General features: G+C 68.7%; 17 protein-coding genes. 2 read left to right on the forward strand and 15 right to left on the reverse strand.

All coding sequences use genetic code 11. From position 1 onward, the window contains the following. Window positions 1-17: 17 nt before the first annotated feature. Window positions 18-596 (forward strand): N-acetyltransferase family protein, encoded by a 579-nt coding sequence (locus ACQEU1_RS17925; protein ID WP_433202559.1) that lies wholly within the window; start codon window positions 18-20, stop codon window positions 594-596. Between the two features lie 351 nt (window positions 597-947). Here the strand turns inward: ACQEU1_RS17925 and ACQEU1_RS17930 are convergent, their stop codons facing one another. Further along, window positions 948-1,502, reverse strand: coding sequence for a hypothetical protein (locus tag ACQEU1_RS17930; protein WP_433202562.1), 555 nt, complete (start codon window positions 1,500-1,502; stop codon window positions 948-950). A gap of 67 nt (window positions 1,503-1,569) precedes the next feature. Next, window positions 1,570-1,980 (reverse strand): nucleoside-diphosphate kinase, encoded by a 411-nt coding sequence (gene ndk, locus ACQEU1_RS17935; protein ID WP_355306847.1) that lies wholly within the window; start codon window positions 1,978-1,980, stop codon window positions 1,570-1,572. Between the two features lie 129 nt (window positions 1,981-2,109). Between ndk and ACQEU1_RS17940 the strand changes: the two genes are divergently transcribed. Continuing rightward, window positions 2,110-2,727: a hypothetical protein gene (locus ACQEU1_RS17940; protein ID WP_433202566.1), complete on the forward strand. Its 618-nt coding sequence runs from the start codon at window positions 2,110-2,112 to the stop codon at window positions 2,725-2,727. Here ACQEU1_RS17940 and ACQEU1_RS17945 read toward each other — a convergent pair. The 13 genes from ACQEU1_RS17945 to ACQEU1_RS18005 form a co-directional block, all read right to left on the reverse strand. Further along, the gene (locus ACQEU1_RS17945) at window positions 2,724-4,166 is read right to left on the reverse strand and encodes a DHA2 family efflux MFS transporter permease subunit (RefSeq protein ID WP_433202569.1); all 1,443 of its coding nucleotides are present in this window, start codon (window positions 4,164-4,166) and stop codon (window positions 2,724-2,726) included. The two genes, ACQEU1_RS17940 and ACQEU1_RS17945, sit on opposite strands and share 4 nt — an antisense overlap. Window positions 4,167-4,206: 40 nt before the next feature. Further along, window positions 4,207-4,689, reverse strand: coding sequence for a MarR family winged helix-turn-helix transcriptional regulator (locus tag ACQEU1_RS17950; protein ID WP_433202572.1), 483 nt, complete (start codon window positions 4,687-4,689; stop codon window positions 4,207-4,209). A 49-nt stretch (window positions 4,690-4,738) separates the two neighbouring features. Further along, a complete protein-coding gene (gene pulA / locus ACQEU1_RS17955) occupies window positions 4,739-10,138 on the reverse strand; it encodes a pullulanase-type alpha-1,6-glucosidase (protein ID WP_433202575.1) in 5,400 nt (1,799 codons plus the stop codon). 94 nt (window positions 10,139-10,232) lie between these two features. Continuing rightward, complete coding sequence (locus ACQEU1_RS17960) at window positions 10,233-11,477, reverse strand: hypothetical protein (protein WP_433202578.1); 1,245 nt, start codon at window positions 11,475-11,477, stop codon at window positions 10,233-10,235. Between the two features lie 21 nt (window positions 11,478-11,498). Beyond that, window positions 11,499-13,007, reverse strand: a complete 1,509-nt coding sequence (locus ACQEU1_RS17965) for an alkaline phosphatase D family protein (RefSeq protein ID WP_433202581.1) — start codon at window positions 13,005-13,007, stop codon at window positions 11,499-11,501. Window positions 13,008-13,058: 51 nt separating this feature from the next. Beyond that, window positions 13,059-13,481 (reverse strand): hypothetical protein, encoded by a 423-nt coding sequence (locus tag ACQEU1_RS17970; protein WP_433202584.1) that lies wholly within the window; start codon window positions 13,479-13,481, stop codon window positions 13,059-13,061. A gap of 45 nt (window positions 13,482-13,526) precedes the next feature. Then, window positions 13,527-14,225 carry an ESX secretion-associated protein EspG gene (locus ACQEU1_RS17975; RefSeq protein ID WP_433202587.1) on the reverse strand — a complete coding sequence of 233 codons (699 nt, stop codon included), beginning with the start codon at window positions 14,223-14,225 and terminating at the stop codon, window positions 13,527-13,529. Window position 14,226: 1 nt separating this feature from the next. Continuing rightward, window positions 14,227-15,549 carry a PPE domain-containing protein gene (locus ACQEU1_RS17980; protein ID WP_433202590.1) on the reverse strand — a complete coding sequence of 441 codons (1,323 nt, stop codon included), beginning with the start codon at window positions 15,547-15,549 and terminating at the stop codon, window positions 14,227-14,229. Next, the gene (locus ACQEU1_RS17985) at window positions 15,546-16,148 is read right to left on the reverse strand and encodes a DUF3558 domain-containing protein (protein ID WP_433202593.1); all 603 of its coding nucleotides are present in this window, start codon (window positions 16,146-16,148) and stop codon (window positions 15,546-15,548) included. The genes ACQEU1_RS17980 and ACQEU1_RS17985 overlap by 4 nt, the downstream gene beginning before the upstream one ends. A gap of 12 nt (window positions 16,149-16,160) precedes the next feature. After that, window positions 16,161-16,457, reverse strand: a complete 297-nt coding sequence (locus ACQEU1_RS17990) for a PE domain-containing protein (protein ID WP_433202596.1) — start codon at window positions 16,455-16,457, stop codon at window positions 16,161-16,163. A 151-nt stretch (window positions 16,458-16,608) separates the two neighbouring features. After that, window positions 16,609-17,031, reverse strand: a complete 423-nt coding sequence (locus tag ACQEU1_RS17995; protein ID WP_433202599.1) for a DUF4233 domain-containing protein — start codon at window positions 17,029-17,031, stop codon at window positions 16,609-16,611. Continuing rightward, complete coding sequence (folC, locus tag ACQEU1_RS18000) at window positions 17,028-18,365, reverse strand: bifunctional tetrahydrofolate synthase/dihydrofolate synthase (RefSeq protein ID WP_433202602.1); 1,338 nt, start codon at window positions 18,363-18,365, stop codon at window positions 17,028-17,030. The genes ACQEU1_RS17995 and folC overlap by 4 nt, the downstream gene beginning before the upstream one ends. A 5-nt stretch (window positions 18,366-18,370) precedes the next feature. Continuing rightward, the gene (locus ACQEU1_RS18005) at window positions 18,371-20,998 is read right to left on the reverse strand and encodes a valine--tRNA ligase (RefSeq protein ID WP_433202605.1); all 2,628 of its coding nucleotides are present in this window, start codon (window positions 20,996-20,998) and stop codon (window positions 18,371-18,373) included. Window positions 20,999-21,092: the final 94 nt, after the last annotated feature.

Consider the following 21,092-nt stretch of genomic DNA (forward strand, 5'->3'; position numbering starts at 1 on the left):
GCATTTACGATCGCCCCATGACGCTCCTGTGGCTCTCGGAAGCCGACGACCACCTCCGCGCCGAGATCCACGCGGTGGTCCACGAGGTCGTGGCGGCGGGCGGAGCGGTCGGCTACCACTCCCCTCCCTCTTTCGAGCGCATCTCGACGTGGCTCGACGGCGTCCTGAAGCAGGTCCGCGACGGCGACGCCGCCTTCTGCGCCGTGGAGGTGGACGGCGTGGTGCGCGCGGTGGGCCTGTGGCGCCGGGGCTCGACCGCCGTGTTCCAGCACCGGGCCGAGGTCCAGCAGATCATGGCGCACCCGTCGGCACGCGGCCTCGGCCTGGGCAAGCGGGTGGTGGAGGGCCTGATCGACCACGCGCGCTCGGCCGGGATCGAGATCCTCATGCTCGGGGTGCGCGGCAACAACCACGGGGCGATCGAGCTGTACGAGCGGCTCGGGTTCCGGGAGTGCGGGCGGATGCCGAACGCGATCGCGGTGGGGGCGGAGCGCTGGGACGACGTGTGGATGTACCTGCCGCTCGGCTACCCGGAGGGGACCTCGCTGAACGGGGCGGCGGCGGGCGGGCTGGGCAGCAGCCCGCGACGGGCCTGATCGCGACGGGCCTGATCGCGGCAGGCTTTCGCAGGGGTCACCTCGGGTTTCGGCTCCCCCGCGACCCAACCTAGCGATGGGGTCTGACAGTCCCGCGAGGCCGAAGGCGATCAAGGACCGGGGCGGGCACGCCTGAGGAGCGCGAGGCCGAAGGCGAGCCGACCCGACGGCGAAGCCGAGGCGGTTGGCTTTTGCTTTGGCCCTTGGCCAAGAGGGCCCGGCGGTGGGGTCCCATCATGAGTCGCGCCATCAGCCTGCTCACAGCGCCTGCCCCCTGATCAGATTGCCGGGGTCTGGGGCAGAGCCCCAGGGGAAGCACGCAACAGCAACCCGCCAACGCAACAGACCCACCTACGGACCGAACGCAGCCAACCGATCAGGCCGCACCACGATCGTGCTGACCGTGTGGTTCCCCCACAAAGTCGTGTGGATCATCATCCGCGAGTCCACCGACAGCATCGAGAACTCGGGCACCCAGAACTCCCGCCCCTCCTCCTCGAACCGCCACCCCCGGAAATGCCGGCAAACGTCCCCGGCGACGTCCAACCCCTCCGCGCCATCGGACAACCGAACCCGAACCCAGGCAAAGGACTCGTCGTACGCGTTGGCGTCGTACTCCTCACCCTCGCTGGCAACCCAGAGGTGGAGGCCGAACAGGCACTCACGCCGTGCGTCGAAGAGGCCGTGCTCGGTGGCCATGCGCCACCAGTCGGCATTGATCCGGGCCACGAACGCGGGATCGTCGATGTGCACGGCGCCGGTGTCGAACCGCCCGTGTTCGCGCAGGCTGGAAGCCGGGCTGTGCCCGGGCGCGGTCGGAAGGACCGGGCGCTGCGCCACCACCTCGATGAACTCCAGCCCGACAGCGTCAAGCTCCCGGGCGAGCTCCGAGTCAGAAATCCGCACGGCCCGGAAAATAGCGAACGGCCCCGACCGAAAACCCACTCGGTCGGGGCCGCCGCGAAAGCCCGGATCAGAGGTTCGGGAACCAGATCTTGATCTCGCGCTCGGCCGACTCCGCCGAGTCGGAGCCGTGCACCAGGTTGTACTGGACCTCGGTGCCGAAGTCGCCGCGGATGGTGCCCGGCGTGGCCTTCTCGACGGGGTCGGTGCCGCCGGCGAGCTGGCGGAACGCGGGGATCGCGCGGACGCCCTCGACCACGATCGCGACCAGCGGGCCGCCGGTGATGAAGTCGACCAGGTCGCCGTAGAACGGCTTGCCGTCGTGCTCCGCGTAGTGCTGCTCGGCGGTGGCGCGGTCGGCGGTGCGCAGCTCCAGCGCGGCGAGCTTGAGGCCCTTGCGCTCGATGCGGGCGATCACCTCGCCGACGAGACCACGGGCGACGCCATCGGGCTTAACGAGAACCAGGGTGCGCTCGGACACGACGGTGTGACTCCTCGAAAACAGGTACGGGATGTGCGGACAAGGGTAACCGCGCACGTGCGGCGCCCTCCGCCAGGGCTGTGACGGGGAATACCCGGCGTCGCCGGCCGATGCGCCATAGTTCTGCGCGTGAGTGCAAAGCACACGGGTTCCGCCGTGACCGGCGCCGCCGTCCTCTTCGTCCTGCTCAGGCTTCTCGCGGTGTCGAACTACAACTGGCACACGGCGTTCGCGCTGCTGCACACGCTCGCGCTGGACGACGCTCCTGGCCTGTTCCTCGGCACGTTCATGGCGGACGACCGCATCAGCACGGTGCTGCTGATGATCGTCACGCCCGCGACGTTCTTCTACTTCCTGCGCACCCGCAAGGACCCGGAACGCCCGAACACGACGGCGCTGCTGGCCCTCATCGTCCTCGTTGCGCTCATGGTCAGCCACACGCTCACCTACCACCGCTGGTGGCTCGCGCTGGGGGCGGTGGCGATCGGCGCGGCCATGGTGCTGGCGGTCCACAACGCCCAGTGGATCCTCAGGTGGTTCGCCTGGATCCCGGCCGGCTCGGCGCTCGCGGTGGCCGCGATCGTCAGCACTCCGTGGGTGCCGAAGGAGCGCATCAACGACAAGGACGAGGTCTACGTCTTCGAGACCAGTCCCGGGTTCCTGAAGGTCCTCGACGCGAAGGACCGGAAGTTCAAGATCCTGCGCACCGAGGACGTCCAGAAGCGGGAAGAGCTCGCCGACCACTAGTGCACGAGCACGGGCTGCGCGGAACGGTCGACCGCGACCTGGCGCAGCACGAACACCGCGAGCCCGAGCGCCACCGCCACCAACGAGGCCGAGATCCAGAACGCCAGGTGGAAGCCCGAGGTCAGCGCCTCCAGCCGGCCGACGCCCGAGGCCAGCAGCGACGACGTGTAAGAGGTCGACGTCGTGGCCAGCACGGCGAGGCCTAGAGCACCGCCTACCTGCGCGGTCGTGTTCACGAGGCCGGACGCCAGCCCGGCTTCGTCGTGCGAGGCGCCGGACATCGCCAGCGACATCAGCGCGGGGAACGACAGCCCGAGGCCGATGCCCAGCGGTGCCACCGCGGGCAGGATGTCCGCCAGGTACGACCCGTCGACCGGCACCTGCGTGAACACCAGCATCCCGGCGAGCATGAACAGCAGGCCGACGATCAGCATGTTGCGCTCGCCGTACCGCGAGTTCAACCGCGCCGACAGCGACACCGAGAACAACGCGATGGCGCCGGCGACGGGCATGAAGGCCAGGCCGATCTGCAACGGCGTGTACTGCAGCACGAGCTGCATGTAGAGGGTGCCGAGGAAGAACAGGCCGAACATGCCCGCGACCATCGAGATCTGCACGAGGTTCGCGCCGGTCACGTTGCGGGAGCGGAACACCCGCAACGGCAGCAACGGCTTCGCGGCAGTCCGTTGGCGCACGACGAAGCCCACCAACAACGCGACGGCAACGGCACCAAGGCCCACCGTGTGTGTGGAACCGAAGCCGTAGTGCTCCGCCTTGACGATCGTGTACACGCCGAGCATCACGGCGGCCACGATCAACAACGCACCGATGACGTCCGCACCTTCACGCAGCCCGAGGCCGACCGAGTCCGGCACGAGGCGGACCGCGAAAACGGCCGCCACCAGCCCGATCGGGATGTTCACGAAGAAGATCCAGTGCCACGACATGGCGTCGGTGAGCACGCCGCCCAGCAGCAGCCCCAAGGACGCACCGGCGGCCGCCACGAAGCTGAAGACGCCGATCGCGCGGCGCTGCTCCCCCGGCTCCGGGAACATCGTCACGACCATCCCCAAGGTCACGGACGTCGCCAGCGCACCGCCCGCACCCTGCACGAACCGCGACACGATCAGCATCTCGGCGCTGAACGACAGCCCGCACAGCAGCGAAGCCACCGTGAACACGCCGAGGCCGATCAGGAACACCTTCTTGTGCCCGATGAGGTCGCCGAGCCGGCCCGCGAGCAGCAGCAGACCGCCGTAGGCGATCAGGTACGCGTTCACCACCCACGCGAGCCCGGCCTGGCCGAACTGCAGGTCCTCCGCGATGGCGGGCAGCGCGACGTTCACGATCGTCTGGTCCAGCACGATCATCAACATCCCCGCGCACAGCACGATCAGCGCGAGCCAGCGCGCGTCAGTCCTCGATCCCCCTGAAGTCATAAGAGGAACCGTAACAGATAGTTTTGTACGGGACTATCTTCTACCCAACTGCATGACGCAGCGCACGTTTGCGCGGCGGCTTCTCACACGGGGGCGGGGTGCTCAGGCGGCCTTCGACCAGCCGGGTCAGGCCTCCGACCAGTCCCGATCGTTCGTCAGCTGGCAACGAGCCGAGCACGCTGTTCACGACGTCGGCGTACACCTCGTCGGCCTTGACGGTGGTCGCACGGCCCGTTTCGGTCACCACCACCACGCGGGCGCGACGGTCGGTGGGTGACGGCTTGCGAGAGGCGTAACCAGCGGATTCGAGCGCGTCCAGGGTGACGACCATGGTCGTCTTGTCGATGCCGACGCGATCGGCGATCTCGATCTGCGTGAGCTCGGCGTCGAGCGCGGTCGCGAGGACGCAGCGGGCTCGCGGAGTCAGTCCGATCTCCGCGAGCCTCGCCGTCAGCTCGGTCTCGAGCGCGTGCGACGTCCGATGCAGCAGCATCATCAGGTCAGTACACCCCGTCGTGCCCATGCACCCACGGTAGCAAACTGATCCGAAACAAAACTATTTCTCGGCGGGACTATCGCTCCAGCACGACCACCGACCGCGCCGCACCCACCTTCTTCTCCGCCGTCAGCGGCCTCCACCCGTCACCCGGCAGCGCGATGGTCTTGTCCGTCGGGAACGGGTTGATCACCACCAGCAGCCCGCGCCTGGCCGGATCGACGTCCGGCCCGACCGTGTCGTCGACGTGCATGACGATCAGTCCGGACTCCGCGGCCGGGAACGACACCTTCTGCTGCACCAGCTCCGCCGACCCCAGCGAGAACAGCGGGGACTTCTGGCGGATCCGCAACAGCTCCAAAGTCGCGTCCAGCGAGGCCTTCATGTCGGACGAGGAAGGCTTGGCCAGTCCCAGCAACGGCTTCGCGTACGGCCACTTCGCCTCGTTGTCGGCCTTGGGCGGCAACCCGCGCCCGAAACCGTTGTCGCGCAACGACGGGTCGTAGGCGTTGAACCAGTCACCAGAGTCGTAGCTGTTGCGGTCCAACGACTTCGACCGCAGGAACTCGGTGCCCGCGTGCACGAACGGCCGCCCCTGCCCCAGCAACGCCGGCGCCAGCGACACCGTCTGCATCTTCACCCGGTCGGCCATCGACGTCTCGGGCTTCAGCTTGTACATCAACGCGTCGAACAACGCCTCGTTGTCGTGCGCGTCGACATACGTGATGGCCTCCAACGGCTGCCCGGTGTACCCGGCGGGTGAGCCGTTGTACTGCACGTCCCGACCGGCGACCACGGGCCCGGCCGTGGACTGGAAGCGGTACGAGGCCATGTTGCCCGCCATGCCCAGCTTCACCAGGTCGCTGTAGTTCTCCAGGCGCGCAGCCACGTTCCCGTTGGCGGGCGACGAGTTCACGTCCCCGGCCAGACCGGAACCGAGGCCCTGCACGCGCGGGTCGTCGTCGAACGGCCCGCCACCGCGCACGGCGTCACGCAGCCGGTCGCTGAAGGTGCCGATCCCCGTACCCGCCATGTTCGCCTGCGTGGCCTGCTCGAACCGGGCGTTGCCGGCGACCTCGCCGAAGTCCCAGCCCTCGCCGTAGACGCCGATCTTGCGCCCGTCCACGCCGTCCTTCGCCACGGTCAGCGCGTCCAGCGCGGCCCGCACCGCCAGGATGTTCGCCTTCGGGTGGTGGCCCATCAGGTCGAACCGGAACCCGTCGACCTTGTAGTTGCGCGCCCACCGCACCACGGAGTCCACGACGAGCTTGCCCATCATGGCGTTCTCGGTCGCGGTGTTCGCGCAGCACGTGGAGTTCGCGACCGACCCGTCGAGGTTGAGCCGCTGGTAGTAGCCGGGCACGACCTTGTTGAGCACGGACGTCGGTGCGTCACCGAACGCCGCCGTGTGGTTGTAGACGACGTCCACCACCACGCGGTTGCCGTTGTCGTGCAACGACTTCACCATCTCGCGGTACTGCTTCGAGCGCGCCGCACCGTTCTGCGCGTCCGCCGTGGCGTAAGAGCCCTCGGGCACGTCGTAGTGGAACGGGTCGTAGCCCCAGTTGAAGCCGTCCTTCGCCGCGACCGCACCCACACAGGCCTGCTGCTGGTCGGAGTCAGCGGGCAACGACTTGAGGTCACACGCGGGCGTGGCCTGGTCGGAACGCTTCTCCGGGATCGTCGCGATGTCGAACGTCGGCAGCAGGTGCACGGTGTCCATGCCCGCCGCGGCCAGCGTCCTCAGGTGCTTCATGCCGGTCGAGTCGCGGTGCGTGAACGCCTTGTACGTACCGCGATCGGCCGCCGGGACGGACTGGTCGTTGATCGAGAAGTCCCGCACGTGCAGCTCGGTGATCGCGCCGCCCATGCCCTTCGCGACGTCCTTCGACCACCCGGCGGGCATCGTGCGGCTGTCCCCGAGGTCGGCGAACTGCGAGTGCGTCGAGTTCACCGACAACGCCACCGAGTACGGGTCGGTGACCACGACCGTGCGCTGCCAGTTGGTGACCTCGAACTGGTAGTACTTGTTCTTCCAGTCACCGGTGCCGGTCCACGAGCCGGAAGCGTCGTCGCGCTTGAGCTGCACGACCTTCCGCGGTTCGCCGGACGGCTGGTCGAAGATCCGCAGCTTCACGGTGGCAGCCGTCGGCGCCCACAGCCGGACCGACGCGCGGTCGTGGTCGAAGGTGGGTCCGAACGTCAGTTTCGTGGCGGCGGCAGCGAACCGGTCGTCCAGCACGCCCGCGATCTGCACGCTCGTGCGGTGCCGGATCGCCCCGCCCGCGTCGACGTGCACGGCGGAGAGCTTGTCCCGCAACGCCTCGTCGACGAACCCGCGCACGGCGAACACCGGCTTCCCGCGAAGGTGCGGGAACTGCGCCGGCACCTCCTCTGTCGTGGGCGTCAGCCGCAGCACCTTCGACCCGTGCTCGAGCCGGTAGCCGTCGGACTGCACCGAAGGCACGTCCCAGACGACCTTGTCCTTGGAGATCCAGATCGCCTTGGCCTTGGTCAGGTCGTCGTCGGCGGCCGGACCGGCGTTCGGCGGCAGCAGGTAGGTCTCGTTCCCCTGCAACTGCCACACCTCGTTCCCCTTCTGCCCCAGGTCGAGGAACTGGTCGGGGCCCGGGTCCTTGGTGTCGCCGCGGTGGATGATGTAGCTCAGGCCCGCCGCGCCGGCCGCCAGCGGCACCGACCAGTAGACGCCGTACGCGTCCCTGCCGTCCGGCACGCGGGACTGGTTCCAGCCCGGCGACGGCTCCGCGGAGCCCGTCCAGTGGTACATCGTCCAGTCGGTGTAGTCGCCGTCCGCGCGGTTGTAGTGGATCACCGCCCGGTTCTCGGCGGCAGCGCGCGTGGCGTGCACCTTGCCGTTCGCGACCCACGCGTGGCCGCCGGTGAACTTGCCGGACGCCTCGACGGTCGTGCCGCGCACGACGGAGAAGTCGGTGGTGGGCGGCAGTTCCGCGATGCCGTTGGTGAACGGCACGTCCCCGCGTCCGGCGACGCGGACGACAGCACCGGTGGCGTCACCGACGTAGTGCACGACCGCCTTGCCCGTGGCCGCCTGCTCAGAGGCGTGCACGGCCGGGTCGCCCTGCTTCAGCCAGATCTCGGGCGTGACGCTCGGGTCCACGAACCGGTCGACGGACGTGTCCTTCTCGTCGCCCTTGTGCGCGATGAGCCCGACGGACTTGGCGCCCGGCTTCAGCTTCACCCAGGCGAACCGCCCGTAGGCGTCCTCTCCCGCGAACGGCAGAGGGGCGCTCCACTCGGTCGGCGTCTCCACGTCACCCCAGGCGTGCAGGCCCCAGCCGTCGTAGTTGTCGCGCGCGTAGTGCACGACCAGCCAGTCGGGGTTCTTCGTGCCGGGGTCCGGCAGCGGCGGTGCGGCGACGAGCGACACGAACGCGCCGTCCGCGCCGATCTCGCCGGACTTCGCGACCACCCGCAGTTCGACGCGCTTGCCGACCGCCGCGCCCGGAAGTGCCGACAGGTCAGCGAAAACGCGGTACGGGGCGGCGTCGTCGGTGCCGAGGACGGTCCACTCGCGCGTGCCCTCGACACGAGCCGCGAAGGTGGCGGCCGCGTTGGGCGCGCCGATGCCGTCCGCACGCAGTTCGACGCGCTTGTCGAGCACGGTTCCGGTGGCGGGAGCGATCAACGTCGGCGCCGGCTTGGACTTGGCGACGTCGCTGGTTCCCTTGAGCACCACCGTCGACAGCGCGGGCACGGTGACCGTGACGCGGCCGTTCTGGACCTGCGCGTTCTCGAAGCCGGTGGACGACACCGGCACGGTCACGGTCGCGGGCGAGGTGCCGGCGTTGGCGACGACGAGGTGCTCGCGGCCGAGGATGCGGCTGAACGCGAACACGTCGCCCTCGGCGTACCGGAGGACCTGGTTGCCGTCACGCCACACGGGGTCCTTGTCGACCTGTGCGGCGAGGGCCTTGAGCTGCTGGTACAGCGGGTGCGAGGTGGTGAAGTTGTCGACAGCGCCCGTCCGGTCGGAGCCGACCAGCTTCTCCGCCATGTACTCCGGCGTCTTGGACGCGAACATGTCCTGACGTGCGAGTTTGTCGCCGCCGGTGCCCGCGAAGCCCTGCTCGTCGCCGTAGTAGACGACCGGGTTGCCGCGCCACAGGTACATCAGCTGGTTGCCGAGCTTGAGCCGGTCCAGCAGTTCGGCGTCCGAGATGCCAGGACGGTCGTTGCGGATCATCCACGCGATGCGGCCCATGTCGTGGTTGCCCAGGAACGTGGGCAGCGACGAGGCGTTGGAGTCGGCGTCGGTGTAGCGGTCGTCGTCCAGCAGGACCTCGCCGAGGCGCTGGGAACCCTTGCCGGACAGGAAGTTCAGCGCGCTGCTCTGGAACGGGAAGTCCAGCGTGGCCTGCATGCGGCCGTCCGTCGTGTACTTCGAGGTGTTCTCGGGCGAGGAGTCGAAGACCTCGCCGAACACGAAGAAGTCCTTCTTGCCCTTGCGGTTCGCGTACTGCTTGACGTGCGGCGCGAGGGCCTGCCAGAACTCCAGGTTGACGTGCTTGACGGTGTCGACGCGGTAGCCGTCGATGTCGAGCGTGTCGATCCAGCTGGTGAAGATGTCCTTCATGCCGTTGACCACGCGCGGGTGCTCGGTCATGAGGTCGTCGAGGCCGGAGAAGTCGCCCTGCTCGCTCGACTCGCCGGAGAACGTCGAGTCGCCGCGGTTGTGGTAGAGCGTGGAGTCGTTGAGCCACAACGGGTACTTCGTCGGGCCGTCCTTCACCGGGGTGTACGGGAACGACTTCTTCGCGTCGAGCTTCGGGAAGTCCTTCTTGCCCGCGAAGTCCTCGATGTCGAACGGCTTGCCGGACGCGTCCAGGTACGGCTGGGCGCCCGTCGAGACGTACTGGGTCCTGCCCTCCTCGTACTTGATCACGTCGGCGGTGTGGTTCGCGACGATGTCGAAGAAGACCTTGATGCCGCGGCGGTGCGCGTCCTTGATCAGGTCGCGCATCTCCTGCGTGGTGCCGAAGTGCGGGTCCAGCTTGGTGAAGTCGAGGGTCCAGTAGCCGTGGTAGCCGGCGCTGTCGCCCTGGACCCAGCGGTTGAGGAACATCGGCGTCATCCAGATCGCCGTGATGCCCATGCCGTCGAGGTAGTCGAGCTTCTGACGCAGGCCCTTGAGGTCGCCGCCGTGGTAGAAGCCCTTGTCAGCGGGGTTGAAGCCGTTCTCGGCGGCGTTAGAGCGGCCCCGGTCGTTCGACGGGTCGCCGTTCGCGAACCGGTCGGGCATCACGAAGTAGAAGCGCTCGCCCCGGAGGTCGTCGCGCTTGGGCGGCAACGCGAGCCTCGCGTCCCCGTCGCGCACCCCCGGCGCTATGTCCACCACCTCGCCCACGGCAAGACGTTGCGGTGGAGCGGCAACGGCCTGGACCGGTGTGAGGGGGATGAGAACCAGTGCAGCGAGCGCGGCGACGACCCGACGCATCGCGACCTCCTTGTCGCAACTTCTTGCAGGGTTGCTGCACGAAACCACGACAAACAGCAGGAAACAATACGTCGGGTCCTGCAAATATTTGCAGTCAGCCTGCCGGTCGCCGGTAGGTGACCGCCATCCGCAGCGGATGTGAGCGCCACTCGTTGACCGCCAGGCCGGCGATCACGCCGATGCCCTCGACGGACTCGGCCGTGGCCGGGGCGCTGCGGCTCGTCGATCCCGCGAGCGGTCCCTCGGTGGGTGCCGGGGCGAACTGGGCGACCACCACCTGCTGGCCCTCGTGCTGCTGCACGGCCAGCAGGACGTGCGGCTCGGCCTGCTCGCCGTCGTTCTCGATCGGTTCGAGGGACAGGAACTCACCGCGTTCGGCCGCAGCACCCGCCATCCGGCCGGCCCACTTGAAGGCGTTCATGACGTCGTCGTCGGTGAGCTCCGCGTCGGCCTCCTGGAGGGTGACCTGCCGCAGGCGCGTGCTGTGCGCGGTCATCTGGCCGTTGGTGGTGAAGCGGTCCGGGATCATCACGTCGCCGGTCTCGACGTCGATCATGAGCATGTCGCGGAACCGGGTCTCGGCGAGCGGCGACCTGCCCATGAGGCCGCGGCCGAGCATCTCGTGCAGCTTGGGGTCGGTGACGCGCCAGAACGTGGTCTGCTCGCCGACGCGCAGGCCGACGAAGTCCTTGACCGGGAGGCTCGGCATGGCCGTGACGAGGCTCTGACCAGGCTCGATCGGAGGCTTCGGGGGCTGGGCGCGGAACGGCGGCAGCGAGGCGAAGCCCGGATCGACCCGTGCGGTGCGCACGACGTGATGCGCCCACGCGCGCACACGACTCAACGGGTGGTCGGGGAACCGTGCGTCGTGGCGGGGGTCGTCACCCGCGTGGAACGGCAGGACGCCCTGCAGCTCCGGCGCGTACGGGTGCCGCATGGTCCAGTTCTCGAACCCGATCTCGGCCGCGAGGACGGCCTCCCGCGTGCCCGTCATGCCGCGTTCCACCGCGCCCAGCTGGAGCACGGCGCTGCTGCTCTCCTTCGGGATGGTGAAGGAGGCGACGAACACCTGGCCGTTCGGCTGGTTCGGCAGCGGCATCTTGATGATCCGCAGCAGCGCCTGCGCTCCCCCGAGCTGGACGACGTGCGCCTCGACCAGGCAACCGGTCTCGCCGTGGACCAGCGCGAGGTCGTGCCTGAGCCTCGGCAGGTCGTCCAGCCCGGCGGGCAGGTCGGGGACCAGGCCGTAGTAGGTCAGTTGGGCCTGGTCACCGCTGGGGTGCTGCCAGGTGTTCTGGTCGAGCTGGCGGAAGCCGGAGGTGTCGAACGAGATGGGCACCCGTCGACACTACGTCTCGCGTCAGGCGGCCCTGAGCGTTTTGGTCCAGAGCGAGGCGCCTGTCGCGTCGCGCAGCCACACGGTGAGCTCGTGCTGCGTCGCCCTGACCTCGCCGAAGTGCTGGAAGTTGTCCAGCGGCGTGGTGTTGGCGGCGGGCGGGGCGTGCACGAACACGGCCTGCGGGCCGAACGTCGGGTCGAGCGTGTTGGGGCCGAACGCGCCGGAGTGCAGCGGGCCGGACACGAACTCCCAGAACGGGTCGAAGTCGCCCACGGCCGCGCGGTCGGGCGAGTAGTGGTGCGCGGCGGTGTAGTGGACGTCCGCGGTGAGCCACACGGTGTTCTTGACGCGGCGGCGCTTCAGTTCCCTGAGCACCCAGGCGATCTCGTGCTCGCGGCCGTTGGGGGCGCCCGGCAGCCCGTTCGCCACGCCTTCGATGTCGGTGCCGTCCGGTACGGTCAAACCGATCGGCAGGTCCGCCGCGATGATCTTCCACGTGGCGGTGCTGCGGTCAAGGCTGTCGACGAGCCATTTCGCCTGCTTGGCGCCCAGGATGACGCCGGGCTTGTCCTTCGGGGAGGTGTTCTTGTCCTTGTAGGTGCGCATGTCGAGCACGAAGATCTCGACGTTGCGGCCGTAGGAGAACTTCCGGTGGACGCGGCCGTCCACCGCGCGCTTCTGGTCGATCGGCATCCACTCGTGGAACGCCTGGAAAGCCCGCTGCGCCAACACGTCCACGCGCTTCTCGGTGTACTGCGGCAGGTCGAGGATCTCGCCGGGGTACCAGTTGTTCGTGACCTCGTGGTCGTCCCACTGCGCGAACATCGGGACCTGGGCGGCGAAGCGCTTCACGTTGTCGTCGAGGAAGTTGTAGGCGAACTGGCCGCGGTACTCGTCGAGCGTCTCGGCCACTTTGGACTTCTCGGGCGTGACCAGGTTCCGCCAGATCCGGCCGTCCGGGAGCGTGACGCTCGCCTGCATCGGGTTGTCCGAGTAGACGCTGTCGCCGCTGTGGATGAAGAAGTCGGGCCTGCGGTCGGCCATCGCCTTGAAGATGGGCATGCCGCCGATGTCGGGGTTGATGCCCCAGCCCTGGCCGGCGACGTCACCGGACCAGACGAAGCTGACGTCGTCGCGACCGATCGGCGCGGTGGAGAAGCTGCCGGTGACCGGTGCGCTGCAGGTGCGGCCGTGCAGGTCCTCGGCCGTGACGCGGTAGTAGGCGGTGCGGCCGGGCAGCAGGCCGCCGACCCGGACCTGGCCGGTGCCACCGGTCTCCGGCGTGAGCAACGGGCCGCGGATCCGGCGGGACAGGCGGAACCTCGGGTCGTTGGACACCTCGACGAGCATCCGCGAGGGCTGGTCGGCGCGCGTCCAGACGATGCCACCGTCCCAGGTGACGTCACCGGACTGCACGCCGTGGGTGAGGGTCGGACGGTCGGACTTGGCGAGGCTGACGCCACTCGGCACCAACGCGGCGGCCGTGCCGAGTGCGCCTGCCTTGAACAACGTACGACGGTCGAAGGTCATGGGCGGTTTCTAGTCGCCGGTTCTGGCCTGCGGCGAAACCCGAGGTGAACTTCAGCAGCGCAGGTCCGTCCAGCCGGAGACGTAGGTCCCGCCGGGCACGGTCACGCTCGCGACGGCCCGCGTGCACTTCTTCAGCGTGGCCGCCGGGGCACCCCACAGCTCCTGCCTGGTGCCGCTGCGGGACTCGCTGCCGGGGTACTCCTCGTCGCCGTCGATCACCGCGATCCAGTTGGTGATCTTGAAGGAGTGGTTCTGGGCCCACGAGTCCCAGACCCAGGTGTAGGCGACGTTCTTGCCGCAGCCCGCGAACTGCTTCACGGACGCGATCTTGTCGCCCTTGTGCAGGACGTACCCGGTCGTGCCGATCTGCTTGGCGGACGGGCAGCCGGGGACGGTCTCGGCGTGCGCGGTACCCGTGGTGACGGACAGCAGCGTCGCGGCCAGTGCGGCGGCGAGGGCGAATGGCTTTCTCACAGCCGCGACGCTGCGGCAGTCCGGTTAGGCGGTGGTAAATCCGGTTTACGTCAGCCGCTTGAGCCAGTCGGTGATGATCTGCCGCGACGCCGGTGTCGCGTGCACCCACGTCTGCTGGTTCTGGTCGGTGTACTTGACCACGAGCCAGCGGCCGTCCTCGAAGTCGATCGTGGTGAGGAACGTCTTGGCGCGCTGCCGGCTCTCCCCGTCGCGCTTGGCCGCGTACAGCTTCGCCGTGCCCTTGCGGGGCTGGGCGAGCAGCTGCCGCAACGAGATCGACGGCGACGCCTTGCCTGGCTGGTGCACGTTGATCTCGCTGGCGTGCACGTTGATCGACGCCCCGCGTCCCGCCGGCACGTCCGGCAGCTGCATGGCGAGCACCTCCGGCGCGTTCTCCGGCCGGATCGGGTGCAGCTGCACGAACCCGTTGTCGTGCACGGCGAGCACCCCGTGCTGCGAGTTGGCCGCGACCACCACGGGCCGCGTCTCCTGCGGCGTGACCGCGATCCACGCCGAGTAGTCGTGCTCGGCCTTGGCGATCAGGTGCAACGTGCCCCGGACGTCGGGGTGGTCGAGCCCGACCCGCCGCAGCTCGCCGATGACGTCGCGCTCGATCAGCACGCGCTCGTCCTCGGTCTCGCCAGGCGACTCGACGCTCAGCGCCGGGTGGTACTCCCCGAGCTTCTCCTGCTTCCACAGCACGTCGAAGGCGAGGTCGGACAGTTGGATGGACGACCGCAGCACGTCACCCCCCGATCGTCGGCGGTGCGACCATCGGCATGTCGCCGATGATCTCGTTCGTGTTCTCCTCGGTGATGAGGTAGTCGGCGCTCTTGTGCTCCAGGTCGTCCTCGCCCTGGCCCTTGGCCCCGTGACCACCCATCCCGCCCACACCGGCGGCACCACCACGACCAGCGGCACCAGCGGCAGCGCCACCACGGGCACCACCGGCGGCCGTCTCGCCCATGCCGCCGAACACCCCGGCCTTGCCGCCCGGCTGCTGCGAGCCCGTGCCGGCGGACCCGGCACTGCCCATGCCGCCCGTGCCACTGGCGCCACCGAACTTGCCGGCACCGCCCATGCCACCGCCGGCACCACCACCGCCGAACCGGCCACCGCCGGCCCCGCCACCGGGCCCACCGATGCCACCCGAACCGCGACCGGTGCCGGTGCCACCGGGACCGGTCGGGTTGGGGCGGACGGGGACGCCGACGGGCGGGAGGCCCGTTGTCGGCGGGCGGTCGATGACGCTGCCGACCGGAGGCTTGGGCGGGAGGTTCTCCACGATGCCGATCGGACGGCCCGTGTTGTTGTTGCCGCTGGTGTTCGTGGTGTCCGTCCAGCTCGTGGTGGTCGTGTCCCCGTTGGTGGTGGGAACCGTCCAGCCCGTGCCGGTGGTGTTCTGCGTGCTGCTGGTCGAACTGGTCGACGACGACCTGGTCGTGCTCGTCCTGTCGACGTTGTTGTTCCACTGCTTGTCGCCGCCGCCGTCATCACCGGACTTGATGACCTCGACCTGCAACGTGTCGGCGGTGACGCCCGGGAACTCCTTCGGGAGCTCGCCGCGGTTGGTGTTGCTGGCGCTCTGGAACTCCCGGTAGACCGCCCGGTTGTGGGCTTCTTCCTTGTTGTACGCGTTGACCTTGTCCTCCGTGTCGGTGTCCCACGGCGTCAGGTCGTCGTACAGGTTCGTGTCCGGCTTCGCGGCCGGCATGTCCTTCAGCTGGCCCTTGTTCAGGGTGAACTGGTGGATCTGGTTGGAGATCGAGCGGTCGGCCTGCTGCAGGGAGTCCTGCATCTGGACCATGGCCTGCTTGATCGGGTTGGCCGCGGCAGCGGCGGCGTCCGCGCTGGCCCCCGTCCACGACTCGCCCAGCGTCTCGCCGACCCGCTTCAGCCGCGACTCGAGGTCCGCGTAGGTGGTCTTCAGCCTGACGGCGGCCGTCGCCCCGGCCTGCGCGGAGGCGGTACCGGGTCCGCTGGTCATCTGGGCGTAGATCTGCGCCCCGGAGAACCCCTCGGCTCTGCTGTTGTCCTCGGTGAAGCAGCTGGGCGCGGGCCGTGTCATTTCGCACCTGCCTTGATCGTGGTGATGGCGAGATTCGCGAACTCCGTGACCGCCGCACACGGGTCGGAGAACTTCGGGCCGCCGAGGCTGGAGAAGGTGACGAACATCGCGCGCTCGTCGGAGACGCCGACCAGTGCGGAGCAGTTGCCCCTGGAGCGCAGATCGGTCGGGAGCGCGAGATAGGTCGGATATCCCTGAACGGCGGGCAGCGTCTCGAACACCGCGTACGTGCTGTCCTTGTTCGGGAGGATCGTGCTCAGGTTCGTACCCTCCAGGAGGAATGCCACTCCTGGGGACATCTTCGCTTCCGTGTTGACACCGTTCCAGAGGCAGGCCTCCCCGACTGGGCTGGTGTTCGCACGTCCGCTGACACCGGGCAGGCCGAACGCCTCCACCTGAACGGCGGTGACGGTCTTGCAGGGATCAGCGGTGAACGCCTTCACGTCGAGCGGGCTGTCGATCTTGGGAGCACCGCCGCTGCCGCTCGTGCTCGTCGGCTGGCTCGCCGTGGTCGGCGTACCGGCGGTGTCGCCGCTGGTACCGCATCCCGCGAGCAGTGCGAGAGCAGCCGTACCGACGACGATCGATCGGATGCGCAACAGCTCAGTCCTTCACTTGAGGTTGTCCCGGTTGCCCTGCTCGGCCTGCTCGTACTGGGTCAGCGTGGCCTTGAGGTTGTTGATCCGGGTGGACAAGGTCTCCTGGAGCTGCTTGTTCGACTGGAGGTGCATGTGGCCGGTGTTGGAGGCCCAGTTCGCGTAGACCTGGCTGGGCATGTCCTTGCCGGCGCCCTGCACGGCAGCCAGCACAGCGCCGTCCTGTTCGGCGAACAGGAGCTCAGCGAGAACGTCCTCGTACTCCTTGATGGCAGTGCGCAGGGTCTCCAGATCGACCTTTGTCCCGCTCATCCCCAGTGCCTCCCCCGTGCAGAAACGTGCGCCGACGAGCATAGCGCCAGGTCGCGGGACCTGTCCCGGATTCGAAGCACGATCGGGTGAACAAGAAGATGACGGAAACCGGTGCTTTATCGCGCACCGTTAATTGTCTTTCCGAATTGCGTCAGGAAGCGGCGGTGCCGTTCTCCTGTTCGGCCTTCGCGGCTGCCTGCTGGGCCGGCAGACGCCCTTCGGCCATGCGCTTCAGGAGGTCCTTGCGCAGCCACAGCATGTAGATCCAGACCAGGCCGAAGATCACGCCGATGACGCCCATGGCGGGGAGCAGCAGCCAGGTGGCGATCAGCAGGACGTGCAGGGCCACCACGGCCGGAATCGCCCAGGGGCGGCGGACGAAGGCGCACATCGCGATGAACGCGACGATGAAGCCGAACGCCACGCCGCCTACGAGCGAGTCGACGCCGCCGTGCAGTTTGGCGATGACCGGGAGGGCCAGGGCCACGACGATCACCTCGAGGATGAGGGTGCCGGCCATGATGCCCCGGAACGCCTTCATCGGGTCTTTCTTCAGCGGGGCCGGGGCGGTCATGCCGGTTCCTTCCCGAACAGCGCGCGGGCCTCGCCCGCGGTGACGACGGAGCCGGTGACGATGATGCCGCCGCCGGACTGCTCGTCCTCGGTGAGGTGGATGGCTTCCTCGATGGCGTCGACGAGGCGAGGACGCACCTCGAAGCGGTCCTCGCCGAAGATCGGGACGGCCAGGCCCGCCAGGACGTCCGGGTCCATGGCGCGCGGGGAGGAGTTGGTGGTGATCACCAGTTCCTGCACGACCGGTTCCAGCGCCGAGAGGATGCCTTCGGCGTCCTTGTCGGACATCACGGCGACGACCGCGACGAGCTTGCGGAAGCCGAACTCGGACTCCAGGGCGCGAGCCAACGCCGCTGCGCCGTGCGGGTTGTGCGCGGCGTCCACGAAGACGTTGGGGGCGCTGCGAACGCGCTCCAGACGGCCCGGCGTGATGACGGACGCGAAGCCCTCGCGGACGAAGTCGATGTTGATCTGACGGTCGGGGCCCGCGCCGAAGAACGCCTCGACCGCGGCCAGTGCGATCGCCGCGTTCGCTGCCTGGTGTTCGCCGTGCAGGGGGAGGAAGATGTCCTCGTAGACGCCGCTCAGGCCCTGCAAGGTGATCATCTGGCCGCCCACGGCCACGGCGCGGGAGACCACGCCGAACTCGCTGCCGAAGCGCGCGACGGTGGCGTCCACCTCGGCCACGCGAGTCAGGATCACCTTCATGACCTCGGCGGTCTGCTCGCCGATGATGGCGACCGAGCCCGGCTTGATGATGCCGGACTTCTCGACCGCGATGTCCTCGGGACGGTTGCCGAGGTACTCGGTGTGGTCGACGCCGATCGGGGTCAGGACGGCGACCTGGGCGTCCGCGATGGACGTCGCGTCCCAGGTGCCGCCCATGCCGACCTCGACCACGGCGACGTCCGCCGGCGCTTCCGCGAAGGCCGCGTAGGCCATGCCGGTGAGCACCTCGAACTTGCTCATCCGGATCTCGGACTGGCTGTCGACCATCGCGATGTACGGCTCGATGTCGCGGTAGACCTCGACGTAGCGCTCGGGCGAGATCGGCTCGTTGTCGAGGCTGATGCGTTCGGTCGCGAGCTGCAGGTGCGGGCTCGTGAACCGGCCCGTGCGCAGGCCGATGCGCGTGAAGAGCGCATCGACCATGCGCGACGTCGACGTCTTGCCGTTCGTGCCCGTCAGCTGCACGACCGGGTACGACGTCTGCGGGTCGCCCAGCACGTGGGCGAGCGCTTTGATCCGCTCCAGCGACGGCTCGAGCTTCGTCTCGGGCCACCGCTGGTTGAGCTCGTTCTCGACGTCGAGGAACTCGTCGAGGTTGTTCTCCACAGTGCTTAAGCCTCCGGCAGCGCGGCCAGGCGCTCGTTGATGCGGGCGATCTCGGACTCGGCCGTGGCCTTGCGCTCCTCGATCTTGGCCTTGACGTCGGCAGGCGCCTTGGCGAGGAACGCCTCGTTGCCGAGCTTTCCGGACGTCTGCGCGAGCTCCTTCTGCGCCACGGCCAGGTCCTTCGCCAACCGCTTGCGCTCGGCCGCCACGTCGATCGCGCCGGACAGGTCCAGCTCGACCTTCACCGCGCCCTTGGGCAGGCCGACCTCCAGCGTCGCGGAGACCGTGAACTCCTCGCCGGGCTCGGTCAGGCGGGTCATCGACCGCACCGACGGGACCTGGTCGAGCAGGCCGACGCAGCACGCGCCGCGGACCTTGCCCGCGACCTTCTGCCCCGGCTTGAGGCCCTGCTCCGAGCGGAACCGGCGGATCTCGGTCGCGAGCTTCTTCAGGCCCTCGATCTCGGCCGCCGCGTCCGCGTCCCGCTCAGCGCCGGACGGAGACGGCCACTCGGCGACGACGAGCGACTCGCCGCCGGTGAGCGCCGTCCACAGCGTCTCGGTGATGAACGGGATCGACGGGTGCAGCAGGCGCAGCAGGACGTCGAGGACGTGGCCCAGGACGGACTGCGTGGCCTCGGCGCGGCCGTCCGCGATCTGGACCTTCGCGATCTCCAGGTACCAGTCGCAGAACTCGTCCCAGGTGAAGCTGTACAGCGCCTCGCAGGCACGGGAGAACTGGAACGCCTCGAAGTTCGAGTCCACAGAGGACACGAGTGCGTCGAGCTCGTCCAGGATCCAGCGGTCGGCCGCGGTCAGCTCGGAGCGGTCGGGCAGCGGACGGGCCACCGTCGCACCGTTGGCCAGCGCGAACCGCGTCGCGTTCCACAGCTTCGTGGTGAAGTTGCGGGACCCGGCGGCCCACTCCTCGGCGACGGCCATGTCCGAACCGGGGTTCGTGCCGCGCAGCAGCGTGAACCGGGTGGCGTCCGCGCCGTAGCGCTCCATCCAGTCGAGCGGGTCGATGCCGTTGCCCTTGGACTTCGACATCTTCTTGCCGTACTGGTCCCGGATCAGGCCGTGCAGGAAGACGTGGTCGAACGGCTGGACCTCGTCCATCGCGTACAGACCGAACATCATCATCCGGACGACCCAGAAGAACAGGATGTCGTAGCCGGTCGAGAGAACCGACGTCGGGTAGAACTTGCGGAGGTCCTCAGTGGACTCCGGCCAGCCCAGCGTCGAGAACGGCCACAGGCCCGACGAGAACCACGTGTCGAGGACGTCCTCGTCCTGGCGCCAGCCCTCACCGGCCGGCACCTCGTCGTCCGGTCCGACGCAGACGACCTCGCCGTTCGGCCCGTAGTAGACCGGGATCCGGTGGCCCCACCACAGCTGCCGCGAGATGCACCAGTCGTGCAGGTTGTCGGTCCAGTCGAAGTACCGCTTGTTCAGCTCGGCCGGGTGGATCTTGGTGCGGCCGTCGCGGACGGCGGCGGACGCGGCCGCGGCGATCGACTCGACCTTCACCCACCACTGCAGCGACAGGCGCGGCTCGACGACGGTGTTGCAGCGCGAGCAGTGCCCGACGGAGTGGACGTACGGCCGCTTCTCCGCGACGATCCTGCCCTCCGCGCGCAACGCGGCGACGATCGCCGGGCGCGCCTCGAACCGGTCGAGGCCGAGGAACGGGCCGTTGGCGGTGATGACCGCGCGGCCGTCCATGATCGTGAGGTTCGGCAGGCCGTGGCGCTGGCCGATCTCGAAGTCGTTCGGGTCGTGCGCGGGCGTGACCTTCACGGCGCCGGTGCCGAACTTCGGGTCGACGTGCGCGTCGGCGACGATCGGGATGCGCCGGCCGGTCAGCGGCAGCTCGACCTCGGTGCCGATGAGGTGCTGGTAGCGCTCGTCGTCCGGGTGGACGGCGACCGCGGTGTCGCCCAGCATCGTCTCGGCGCGCGTGGTCGCGACGACGATGGACGCGTCCCCGTCGCCGTAGCGGATCGAGACGAGCTCGCCCTCGTCCTCGCTGTGGTCGACCTCGATGTCGGACAGCGCGGTCTGGCAGCGCGGGCACCAGTTGATGATCCGCTCGGCCTGGTAGATCAGGCCGTCGTCGTACATCTTCTTGAAGATCGTCTGGACGGCGCGCGACAGCCCCTCGTCCATGGTGAAGCGCTCACGCGACCAGTCGATGCCGTCGCCGAGCCGCTTCATCTGGTCGAGGATCTTGCCGCCGTACTCCTCTTTCCACTCCCAGACGCGCTCGACGAACTTCTCGCGCCCGAGGTCCTGCCGCGACAGGCCCTGCTTCGCGAGGTCGCGCTCGACGGCGTTCTGGGTGGCGATGCCCGCGTGGTCCATGCCCGGCAGCCACAGGACCTCGTAGCCCTGCATGCGGCGGCGGCGCGACAGGGCGTCCATCACGCTGTGGTTCATGGCGTGGCCCATGTGCAGCGAGCCGGTGACGTTGGGCGGGGGCAGCACGATCGTGAACGGCGGCTTGTCGCTCTTGACGTCCGCCTCGAAGTACCGCCGGTCGACCCACCGCTGGTACAGCTCCGCCTCTACCTCCGCCGGAGTCCACGCGGCGGGGAGGTCAGGACGCTGGGTTGCGGTGTCGAGTTCAGTCACAGCCGAGAAGTCTACGGAGGCCGGGGTCTCGACTTGAAACGAGATACCTGCTAACGCGCAAGGCAACCCCGGCGGGCCCGTGAACGTGGTGTTC

This window comes from Lentzea sp. CA-135723 (assembly GCF_050936595.1).
Lineage (GTDB): Bacteria > Actinomycetota > Actinomycetes > Mycobacteriales > Pseudonocardiaceae > Lentzea.